Annotated in this window: 8 protein-coding genes; 6 read left to right on the top strand and 2 right to left on the bottom strand. The window is 71.5% G+C overall.

Going from position 1 to position 10,716, the window contains the following annotated elements:
* The first annotated feature begins 1 nt into the window (after position 1).
* Genes ACYQ77_RS18135 through ACYQ77_RS18125 form a run of 3 tightly spaced genes read left to right on the top strand, consistent with a single transcriptional unit; the run spans position 2 to position 5,899 of the window.
* Positions 2–2,398, top strand: a complete 2,397-nt coding sequence (locus tag ACYQ77_RS18135; protein WP_459712762.1) for a type I polyketide synthase — start codon at positions 2–4, stop codon at positions 2,396–2,398.
* Positions 2,395–4,314, top strand: a complete 1,920-nt coding sequence (locus ACYQ77_RS18130; protein ID WP_459712759.1) for a beta-ketoacyl synthase N-terminal-like domain-containing protein — start codon at positions 2,395–2,397, stop codon at positions 4,312–4,314. Before ACYQ77_RS18135 ends, ACYQ77_RS18130 begins: the two co-directional genes overlap by 4 nt.
* Before the next feature lie 25 nt (positions 4,315–4,339).
* Positions 4,340–5,899 carry a succinic semialdehyde dehydrogenase gene (locus tag ACYQ77_RS18125; RefSeq protein ID WP_459712757.1) on the top strand — a complete coding sequence of 520 codons (1,560 nt, stop codon included), beginning with the start codon at positions 4,340–4,342 and terminating at the stop codon, positions 5,897–5,899.
* Between the two features lie 732 nt (positions 5,900–6,631).
* On the opposite strand, the gene ACYQ77_RS18120 is transcribed toward ACYQ77_RS18125, so the two are convergent.
* Complete coding sequence (locus tag ACYQ77_RS18120; protein WP_459712754.1) at positions 6,632–7,435, bottom strand: SDR family NAD(P)-dependent oxidoreductase; 804 nt, start codon at positions 7,433–7,435, stop codon at positions 6,632–6,634.
* A 13-nt stretch (positions 7,436–7,448) separates the two neighbouring features.
* A complete protein-coding gene (locus ACYQ77_RS18115; RefSeq protein WP_459712752.1) occupies positions 7,449–8,036 on the bottom strand; it encodes an ester cyclase in 588 nt (195 codons plus the stop codon).
* A 270-nt stretch (positions 8,037–8,306) separates the two neighbouring features.
* Between ACYQ77_RS18115 and ACYQ77_RS18110 the strand changes: the two genes are divergently transcribed.
* The 3 genes from ACYQ77_RS18110 (at position 8,307) to ACYQ77_RS18100 (ending at position 10,714) form a co-directional block, all read left to right on the top strand.
* Entirely contained in the window at positions 8,307–9,056 is a 750-nt protein-coding gene (locus tag ACYQ77_RS18110; protein ID WP_459712750.1) for an AfsR/SARP family transcriptional regulator, read from the top strand.
* A gap of 45 nt (positions 9,057–9,101) precedes the next feature.
* Positions 9,102–9,578, top strand: a complete 477-nt coding sequence (gene idi, locus ACYQ77_RS18105; protein WP_459712748.1) for an isopentenyl-diphosphate Delta-isomerase — start codon at positions 9,102–9,104, stop codon at positions 9,576–9,578.
* 137 nt (positions 9,579–9,715) lie between these two features.
* Positions 9,716–10,714 carry a ketoacyl-ACP synthase III gene (locus tag ACYQ77_RS18100; RefSeq protein WP_459712746.1) on the top strand — a complete coding sequence of 333 codons (999 nt, stop codon included), beginning with the start codon at positions 9,716–9,718 and terminating at the stop codon, positions 10,712–10,714.
* Positions 10,715–10,716: the final 2 nt, after the last annotated feature.

Here is a 10,716-nt window from a genome sequence, read left to right as displayed (position 1 = left end):
CATGACCACAGACCAGACCCGGGAACAGAAGCTCGTCGAGTACCTGAAGCGTGTTACCGGCGACCTGGTCGAGGCCAAGGAGCGGCTGGCCGCGGCGGAGGCCGCGGCCACCCAGCCGCTCGCCGTGGTCGGGATGTCCTGCCGGTTGCCGGGCGGGGGCGACACCCCGGCCCGGTTCTGGCAGGCCCTCCAGGACGGTGTCGACGCGATGGCCGAGGTGCCGCCCGACCGGTGGCGTGCCGCGGACTACTACGACCCGGACCCGACCAAGCCAGGCAAGGCGTACACGCAGCGCGGCGGGTTCCTGCCCGACATCGCGGGCTGGGACGCGGCCTTCTTCGGCATCTCGCCGCAGGAGGCGCTGCGCATCGACCCGCAGCACCGGCTGCTGTTCGAGCTGGTGTGGGAGGCGCTGGAGGACGCCGGGATCCCGGCGGAGTCGTTGAAGGGCACCAGGACCGGCGTGTTCCTCGGCCTGGTCGACTCGCGGCAGTACCTGCAGCTGGAGGCCGAGGCCGAAGGCGTCGCGAGCATCGACGACCCGTACCTCACCATGGGCGGGTCGGCGAGCGCCGCCGCCGGGCGCCTCGCCTACCAGTTCGACCTGCGCGGCCCGGTGATGACCGTCGACACGGCGTGCTCGTCGTCGCTGGTCGCGCTCGACCTCGCGGTGCAGAGCCTGCGCCGCGGCGAGGTCGACCACGCCATCGTCTGCTCCAGCTCGGCGATCATCCACCCCGTCTACTTCGTGCAGTTCGCGAAGATGGGCATGCTCGCGCCGGACGGCAGGGCGAAGGTGTTCGACGAGGCGGGGAACGGCTACACCCTCGGCGAGGGTGGCGGCGCGGTGATCCTCACGCGTGCCTCCGACGCCCGCGACCGCCGCGTGCACGCGCTGATCCGCGGCTCCGCCGTGAACTCCGACGGCCGCAGCAACGGCCTGACCGCGCCCAACAAGGTCGCGCAGATCGCCGTGCTGCGCTCCGCGCTCGCCAACGCCGGCCTCAAGCCGGACGACATCGACTTCCTGGAGGCGCAGGGCACCGGCAGCGCGCTCGGCGACGCCATCGAGTTCGGCGCGCTGCTGGAGGTCTTCGGTGACCGGGGCGCCGACCACCCGCTGCTCGTCGGCGCGGTGAAGGCCAACATCGGGCACCTGGTCGCGTCGTCCGGGCTCGCGAGCCTGATCAAGGCGATCCAGGCGGTCAAGCACGGCGAGGTGCCGGGCAACCTGCACCTGTCCAAGCCGAACCCGGTCGTCACGCTCGACGGCCCGGTGCGGCCCGTGCAGGGCAACCAGCCGCTGCCGTCGTCGCCCGACGCGCCCCGGCGCGCGGGGATCAGCGCGTTCGGCTGGTCCGGCACGAACGCCCACGTGATCATCGAGCAGGCGCCGCCGGTCGAGGTCGTGCCCACCCCGGAGCAGGAGTGGCAGCTGCTCACGCTGTCGGCAGGGAGCGAGGCCGGGCTGGCCGAGCTGGCGGCGAAGCTCGCCGACCACCTGGCGGCAACACCGGACCTCGTGCTGGCCGACGTGGCGCACACCGTCCAAAGCGGACGATCGGCGCTGCGGGTGCGGAAGGCGCTGGTGTGCCGCGACCGCGCCGACGCCATCGCCAAGCTGCGGTCCTGGTTCACCGGCGTGCAGGCACCGGCGGGCAAGCAGTCGCTCGGGTTCGTGCCCGGCGGTGACTGGGCCGCTCGGCTGGCCGCCGCCGAGCCGTCGATCGACGCCGACGACCCGGTCGCGGCACTGGGCAGGGTGCTGCCGATCGCCGTGACCGGCAGCGCCGGGGAGGTGGCCGGACGGGTGGACGTGGTTCTCGCGGCCGAGCCCGCGGCCGGGCAGGTCGCGCTGGGCACGGACCGGCCCGGCTGGCTCGCGACGCTCGGCGAACTGTGGGAGCGCGGTGTGCCCGTGACGTGGCCCCGTGCCGGGCAGTTCGTCGACCTGCCGACCTATCCCTTCCAGCGCACCAGGTTCTGGCCGCACTACACGCCGACGCCGTTCGTGCAGGAGACGCCGGTCAACGTCGAGCGCTTCCCGCGCCCGGACCTGCGGACGTCGTTCCTGCCGCCACGCACCCCGACCGAGCGCACGGTCACCCAGGTGTGGCAGGAACACCTCGGCATCGAGGCGATCGGCGTCAACGACCCGTTCTTCGAGCTGGGCGGCACGTCGATGATCGGCGTCGCGGTCGTGTCCAGGCTGGCGAAGGAGTTCGACGTCGAACTGACGCCCGCGAGCCTGTTCGAACGGCCGACGCCGGCCCAGTTCGCGGAGCTGCTCGACTCGCTCAGCGCCCCGGCGCCTGCCCGCCCCACCGCGGTGGACGCGCAGGCCGCGCGCGGTGCCCGCCGCCGGGCCATCGCGCAGGCACGCAAGGGGGCGGCATGACCGCCGAACCCGCCGCCGTGGATTCCGGCACCGACATCGCGATCGTGGGCATGGCCGGGCAGTTCCCCGGCAGCCGCGACGTGGACGAGCTGTGGGAGAACCTGCGCGACGGCAAGGAGTGCGTCACGTGGTTCACCCGCGAGGAGCTGCTCGCCGCCGGTGAGGACCCCGAGCTGATCGCCGACCCCGCGTACGTCCCGGCGGCCGCGGTGCTCGACGACATCGAGCTGTTCGACGCGGGCTTCTTCGGCTACCCGGCGCACGAGGCCGCGCTGATGGACCCGCAGCAGCGGCTGTTCCTCGAGAACTGCTGGCACGCCCTGGAGGACGCCGGCATCGACCCGGACCGCGCGACGGGGCTCGTCGGCGTGTTCGCGGGCAGCCAGATGAGCACCTACATGATCTACAACCTGATCCAGCACAAGGAGCTGGTCGCCGGCGCCGGGAAGCTCGCGATCGGGTTGTGCAACGACAAGGACTCGCTCACCAGCCGCGTGTCCCACACCCTCGGGCTGACCGGGCCGAGCGTCGGCGTGCAGGCCTACTGCGCGACCTCGCTCGTCGCCGTGTCGGTCGCGTGCTCGAGCCTCCTGACCGGCGAGTGCGACGTCGCGCTCGCGGGCGGGGTCGCGATCGAGGTGCCGCACCGCGTCGGCTACCGGTACGAACCGGGCGGCACGTCGTCGCCGGACGGCCGGTGCCGCGCGTTCGACGAGGCGGGGGAGGGCACCCCGCACGGCACCGGCAACGGGCTCGGCGTCGTGGTGCTGCGCAGGCTCGCCGACGCGGTCGCGGACGGCGACCGGATCTACGGCGTGATCCGCGGCTGGGCGGTCAACCACGACGGCGCCGCCAAGGCCGCGTGGGTCGCGCCCGGTGTGCAGGGCCAGGCCGGGGTCGTGGCGGAGGCACTCGCGGCCGCCGGGCTCGAACCGTCCGACGTGGACTACCTGGAGGCGCACGGCACCGGCACCGCGCTCGGCGACACCATCGAGGTGTCCGCGCTGCACCAGGTGTTCGGCGACACCCCGCTCGCGATCGGGTCGGTGAAGCCCAACCTGGGTCACCTCGACCGCGCCGCCGGCGTGGCGGGCCTGATCAAGGTCGCGCTCGCGCTGACCAACGAGGAGATCCCCGCGACCATCAACCACAGCAAGCCGAACGCGCAGCTCGCCCGCACCCGCATGGAGGTCGTCACCGAACGGCGGCCGTGGCCGCGGGGTGAGCGGCCGCGCCGGGCCGGCGTGAGCGCGTTCGGGCTCGGCGGCGCGAACGCGCACGTGGTGGTGGAGGAGGCGCCGGCACTGCCGCGCGGGGAGCGGCTGCCGAGCCGCGCGCAGCAGGTGCTGGTGTGGTCGGCACGCACGGCGGAGGCCGCCGACGCGTTCGGGGAACGGCTGGTGTCACTGCTCGAGTCGTCCGACGTGGACCTCGCGGACGTGGCGTTCACGCTGCAGACCGGGCGGCGGGTGTTCCAGCACCGCAGGGCCGCGGTCGTGTCCTCGGCGGCGGACCTGGCGTCGAACGTGCTGCGGAGCACCGACGCCCACCTCGGCCGCGCCGTGCGGTTCGAGTTCGCCGGCGAGCAGCCGGACCGCGACGAGGAGCTGTACCGGACGGAGCCGTGCTACCGGGACGCGTTCGACGAGTGCCTCGACCATGGGCGCGCACTGGGCAGGTTGCTGGAGCATTGGGGTGTACGGCAGGGAGAGTCCGACCTGGTCGTGACTCTGCCGGGCACCGAAAGCGCGGCCGAGGTCCTCGCGCGGTTGTGGCTCGCCGGTGCGGACATCGACTGGCGCGCCTACCACGAGGGGCGGAGCCCGAGGAAGGTCTCCGTGCCCAAGTACGGCTTCCAGCGCAGCAGGCACTGGATAGACCCGCCGACGGACGCGGCAGTCGGCCGAGCGATCTGAACCCGCACCCGGAAGGACGAGACACGTGACCATCTCCATCGACCGGAAGCCGCTGCTTCCCGAGGGGCTGACCAGGCAACTCGCCAGTCAGCTCACGGGAACCGGGCCGACCGTGACGACGTACGCGCCGTGGACCGGTGAGCCGCTGGTCGACGTGGCCACCTCGACCCCGGCCGACGTGGCGGCCGCGTTCGCGAAGGCGCGGGGCGCGCAGGCCCGCTGGGCGGCGACCACGCCGGCCCAGCGCGCGAAGGTCTTCCTGCGTTACTACAAGCTGGTGCTGCACAACAAGAAGCTGATGGACCTCATCCAGGCCCAGACCGGCAAGGCCCGGTTCACCGCCTTCGAGGAGACCATCGACGTCGCGGGCATGGCGCTGTACTACGCCCGCAACGCGAAGGCGTACCTGTCGCCGCGCAGCCGCAAGGGCGGCATCCCGTTCGCCACGCGGGTGACGGAGCTGCGGCACCCCAAGGGCGTCGTCGCCGTGATCTCGCCGTTCAACTACCCGATCTCGGACGGCATCTGCGACGTGATCCCGGCCCTGATCGCCGGCAACGGCGTGGTGTTCAAGCCGGACACGCAGACCGCGCTGGCGCCGCTGCTGGCCCGTGAGCTGCTGATCAAGGCGGGCCTGCCCGAGGGCCTGTGGCAGATCGTGGTGGGCGAACCGGCGGAGATCGGTCCCGCGATGATCGAGGGCGCCGACCACGTGTGCTTCACCGGCGGCAACGAGGCCGGGAAGAAGATCGCGGAGGCGGCGGCCAGCCGGCTGATCGGCGCCACCATGCAGCTGGGCGGCAAGAACCCGATGCTGGTGTTCCCGGACGCGGACCTGGCGAAGGTCATCCCGGCCGCGGCGCGGGCGGGCTTCGTGAGCGGCGGGCAGATGTGCCTGTGCTCGGAGCGCATCTACGTCCACGAGTCCATCTACCAGGAGTTCGTGGCGAAGCTGGTCGAGCACACCAAGGGCCTGAAGCTGGGCCAGGGCTTCACGTTCGACTACGACCTGGGTTCGCTGTCCCACCAGCGCCAGCTGGACAAGGTCGTCCGCCACGTCGACGACGCGGTCGCGCACGGCGCTCGCGTGGAGGTCGGCGGCAAGGCCCGTCCGGACCTGGGCCCGTACTTCTACGAGCCGACCGTGCTGACGGGCGTCAACTCGGCGTGCGAGATCGCGACGGAGGAGACCTTCGGCCCGGTCGTGTCGGTGTACCCGTTCCGCGACGAGGATGAGGCACTGCGCCTGGCCAACGCGACGGAGTACGGCCTGAACGCGAGCATCTGGACGAAGGACCTCGGCAAGGCCCACCGCCTGGCCGCGCAGATCAAGTCGGGCGCGGTGAACATCAACGAGGGCTACGTGTCCACCCACATCTCCTACGACGCCCCCATGGGCGGCCGGAAGGCGTCGGGCTACGGCCGCAGGCACGGCGAGCAGGGCCTCCTCTCCATGTGCGACGTCCAGATCGTGGCGAGCCAGCACGGCATCAGCTTCGACCCGAAGCCGGGCGTCACCCACGAGCAGCTGGCCAACCAGAACACGCGCATCTACCAGATCATGAAGGCGCTCCGCCTGAAGTAAGCCCCGCACACGAAGGACCCCTTCCTCACGGTCAACGTGATGAAGGGGTCCTTCGTGTCGGAGGGCGCTGCCCGGCCGACCTGACAGTGCCGCCGGACGCGCGCGCAACGTGGCGCGTCGCCGCCGGGCGCTGCGCGCCCGGCCCGCGCAGCGGGCCAGCACCACCGCGAAAGGCGCGTTCGCAGCACCCGCCATGCCGCGAAAGGCGCGTTACCGGCACTCAACGCCGCGAACGCGCCTGTCACAGCTCACACCCCGATGCCGCGAACGCGCCCCCGCGGCACAACCGCCACCCCGGGGAAGGCCGGGCGCGAAGCGCCAGGCCCGCGAAGCGGGCTTGGCCCGCAACGCCGAGCGCAGCTCACCAAGGATCTGCCTGCCTGCCATCCCGTCGACCTGGCGAAGCCCGATCGCACCGGGTCAAGGGGCCCGGGAGCACGACCCAACCCCGTGCCCAAACCACCCGGGCCCCTTGACGCGGTGTGATAGCCCTCCGGGAGGTCGACGGGATGGCAGGCAGACAACGGACACCAGTCCCTGCCAACCCAACCCGAGACCAAACCCCCGCCATCCCGGAGACCAGCCCCTCCGGCGAGGAGGCCCGTCCGGCAGGACGCCCTCCGGCGAGGACGCCCGTCCGGCGAGGACACCACCCAGGACGGGCGAAACCCCAGCAAAGCGAGCACAAAAAAAGGGGCCTCCCCGAAACGGGGAGGCCCCAGCGCCCGGTCATCACCGCTTGAGGAGGGCGCCCTTCCGGCGTGCGCCGGTCAGCCACAACATGAAGTGGTTCATCCGCGGAAAGTGCTGGCTGGACGTGGACACGAACTTCATCTGCCACGGCATGATCAACGTGCCGCGACGCCGCTCGACGGCCTTGCACACCGCCTCGGCCACCTGGGCGGGCGACACGGTCGGCACGATGCGAGCGATCTTCGGCAGCTTGTCCTCCGACCCGGGGTTGTTCGTGAAGTACGCGCTGCTCACGGTCCCGAGCACGACCTCGGTGGCACCGACGCCGGTACCCCGCAGGTCGCTCTTCAGCGCCAGGTCCAGCCCGCGCAGCGCCCACCGGGCACTGGCGTACCCGACCGCGCCGGGCCAGACGGCACGGGACACACCCGAGTTGACCGTCACGATCCAGCCGGCCCGGCGCGACAGCATCCCGGGCACGAACGCCCGCGTGGTCAGCAACGCCGCCAGGTACGGCACCTTCACCATGTCGACCAGCTCCGCGGGCGGCGCGTCCTCGATCGACACCCACCGCCCGGAGCCGGCGCTGTTGATCAGCACGTCGACGGAGTGCCCGTCGGCCTCCACGGCAGCGGCCAGCTCCGCGACGGCCGGTTCCGAGCCGACGTCGCACGCGTAGTAGTGGGCGCGGAGACCGAGTTCGTCCGACAGCGCCTTGAGCTTGGTCTCACCGCGGGCCACGAGCAACACGGTGGCGCCGCGGGCGTGGGCCGCACGGGCGATGGCCTCGCCGATGCCGCTGGACGCGCCGGTGACCAGGACGGTACGGCCGAGCAGTTTCATGGTGGGGCCCCCGTCAGTGGGTGTGGTTCTTCTGGTAACCGCAGGCGGGGCACGCCGCCTTCGCGCGCAGGCTGCGCGCCCGGATGTGCTGCACCTTGCTCATGATCTTCGACTGCAGCGTGTTCGGCGGCGGGACGATGCCCAGCTGCCGCGCGGTGTGCAGGCAGTCGTAGATGGTGGTGTTGCTCGCCAGCAGGCCGTCGCGGAAGACCCACTCGTCGACGACGCGCACCGACATCTTCTGGCCGGTCGGCGCCATGTTGGTGTACGGCCAGAACTTGGTCAGCGTGCCGGTCATCGTGTAGCGGGCGATGGCGAGCGGCTCGACCGGCGACGGGATCGGGTCGCTGACCCTGGTGATCTTCAGGTCCGGGTAGGACGTCGCGAAGTCGTTGATCAGCTTGATCAGCGCCTTGCGGCCCCGGATGGGGTACGGGACGCTCGGGTCGGTCCACACGATGTCGTCGGTGCACGTGTCGGCCACGGCCTCGGCGTCCAGCGCGTCCCACGCCGCGAGGTTGCGGTCCGCCCAGTCCTGCAGGAACGCCGGGTCCAGGCCGCCGGGCTGCTGCTTCTTGGCCCGCGCGATCGGTGTGGCCATGGTTGATCCTCCTGCCGGGGGGTCCCGGTCGATTGGCGTGTTTTCCAGGTCTCGTCCAGAATTGTGCGACCGGCCCCGCGCACGCGGCCAGTGCGGACGTTCCTGACTTTCTCCTGAACCGCTCACCGACCGGGTGTGGGTTCTTCACGTATCGGGAGAACGGGTTCCCTGCCAGTGACCCGTCATGTGACCATGAATTCCGAATCCGCTATCCAGGGCATAGTTCAGTGGTCGGAGTGAATAGCCATGAAGTTTCACTTACTGGGGTCATTGGAAGTCAGTGACGGGGCACGGCGGATCGATCTCGGCGGGGTCAAACAGCGTGCGGTGCTCGGCTATCTCCTCCTGCACGCGAACCAGGTGGTACCGAACAGCAGGATGCTCAACGCGCTCTGGGACTGCCAGCCCCCGTCGACCGCGCGCAAGATGGTGCAGAACGCGGTGTCGGCGATCCGGCGGATGCTCGCCGCGGCCGGCCCGGACTGCTCGGCGCAGCTGCTCACGCACGCGCCCGGCTACCAGCTGCGCGTCGACCCGGAAGACGTCGACATGCACCAGTTCCGCCGCCTCGTCCACAGTGGACGTGAAGCGGTGGCGGCCGGCTCGCCCGACCGCGGCACCACCCTGTTCCGCGAGGCGCTGACGCTGTGGCGCGGCCGCGCGCTCGCCGACCTCGTGGAGTCCGGCACCACCTGGTCGGAGCTCTCCGCCATCGAGGACGAGCGGCTCACCGCGCTCGAGGACTGCTTCGACGCCGAGCTGCAGTGCGGCAGGCACCGGGAGATCACCCCCGAGCTGGAGGTGCTGACCGCGGCGGAACCACTGCGCGAGCGGCTGTGCATCCAGTTCATGCTGGCCCTGTACCGCTCCGGCCGCCAGGTCGACGCGCTCAACGTCTACCGCAGGACCAGGGCCGCCCTCGTGGACGGGCTCGGCATCGAGCCGGGGCCCGAGCTGCAGGCGCTGCAGCACATGATCCTGGAGCACGACGCGTCGATCCAGGTCCCCGCCTACGCGTGAGCACCGCCTGAGCACCACTCCCACCACGAAAGGCAGGGGAGCCACATGGGACAGTCGCACGAGCAGGGCACGGCGTTCTCCTGCTACGTCTTCACGAGCGACGCGAGGCTGCTGCTGACGATGCGCGGCCAGGCAAAGCGCACCTGGGCCGGGGTGTGGAGCAATTCATGTCACGGCCACCCCGGTCCGGGTGAATCCACTTCGGACGCCGTGGCGCGGGCGCTGCGCGACGAGCTCGGCCTCACGGCTGCCGTCGCCGAGCCGGTGCTACCGAGGTTCCACCACTCCTCGACCGGTGTCTGTCCCGTGTACCGCGTCGTCACCGACGAGCCGCCCCGGCCCGACCCGGCCGAGGTGGGCGATTTCGAATGGGTGGCGTGGGCGGACTTCGTGTACGCGGTCGCCGCCGGTGACCTGCGGGTGGCGCCGTGGTGCCGCCCGCAGGTCGCGGCGCTGAACACGCTCGGCCCCGACCCGGTGCGATGGTCCACAGCGGACATCGCGGTGCCGCCCGCGGCCTGAGTCCACCGCCCGGTAACACATCGCGGAACCGTCCGGTAATTCTCCCGGCCAATTGTCGTGCACCACCAATGGTTCGCATTGCTCACGGTGCTGGCCGCGATGCACCATCTGATGGGGAGAACGAGCCGGGAGGATCGGTGTCCATCGGAATTATCGGGACTGGGTCGTACCTGCCGGAATGGGTGGTGACCAACGCCGAGCTCGCGCAGCGCGTACCCGGCACCACCGCCGAGCAGATCGCAGGCAAGACAGACATCCACGCCCGTCGCTTCGCCGCCGCCGCCGAAGCGACCTCGGACCTCGCGGCCGCGGCCGCGACCCGCGCGCTCGACCAGGCCGGCCTCTCGGTCGACCGGATCGACTACCTCATCGTGTCGACGTCGACCGGTGACCACCCGCAACCACCGACGTCCTGCCTCGTGCAGGACCGGATCGGCGCGTACGGCGCCGGGTGCTTCGACGTCAACGCCGTCTGCGCGGGGTTCGTGCACGGGCTGGTGCTGGCGCAGACCCTGGTCGCGGCAAGGCCGGGCGCGCACGCGCTCGTCGTCGCCGCCGACCTGTACTCGCGCATCCTCGACTTCGACGACCGGCGCACCGCGGTGCTGTTCGGTGACGGCGCGGGCGCTGCGGTCGTCGGGGCGGTCGCGGCCGGGCGCGGGCTCGCCGAGTTCGACCTCGCGAGCCGGGGCGACCGGCACGACCTCATCTGGGTCGACGCGGGCGGCAGCAGACGCCCCGCGTCGGTCAAGACGCTCGCCGACGGCGGCCACTTCTTCCGGATGAAGGGCAGGGACGTCACCGAGATCGTCCTGCACGAGGTGCCGCCGTTCGTGGACAAACTGCTGGCCCGCGCCGGGGTGACCGCGGCCGACGTCGATCACGTCGTGCCCCACCAGGCCAACGGGAAACTGCTCGGGCAACTCGTCGAGCGGTGCGGGCTGACCGGTGCGACCACCCACCGCACCGTCGAGAAGTACGGCAACGTCGGCAGCGCGTCGGTACCGGTGACGCTCGACGAGGCCAACCGCGCCGGCCTGCTGGCCGACGGCGAACTCGTCCTGCTGCTGGGTTTCGGCGGCGGGATGTCCATGGGCGCGAGCCTGCTCCGCTGGGCCGCCCCCGCGAGGAAGTGATC

The sequence above is a fragment of the Actinophytocola sp. KF-1 genome (genome assembly GCF_054661535.1).
This window is presented reverse-complemented; position numbering and strand designations above follow the sequence as displayed.

Bases quoted from the DNA above. Each gene is read 5' to 3' on its own strand.
- ACYQ77_RS18135 (WP_459712762.1), top strand. From the start codon at position 2: ATGACCACAGACCAGACCCGGGAACAGAAGCTCGTCGAGTACCTGAAG.
- ACYQ77_RS18130 (WP_459712759.1), top strand. From the start codon at position 2,395: ATGACCGCCGAACCCGCCGCCGTGGATTCCGGCACCGACATCGCGATC.
- ACYQ77_RS18120 (WP_459712754.1), bottom strand. From the start codon at position 7,435: ATGAAACTGCTCGGCCGTACCGTCCTGGTCACCGGCGCGTCCAGCGGC.
- ACYQ77_RS18115 (WP_459712752.1), bottom strand. From the start codon at position 8,036: ATGGCCACACCGATCGCGCGGGCCAAGAAGCAGCAGCCCGGCGGCCTG.
- idi (WP_459712748.1), top strand. From the start codon at position 9,102: ATGGGACAGTCGCACGAGCAGGGCACGGCGTTCTCCTGCTACGTCTTC.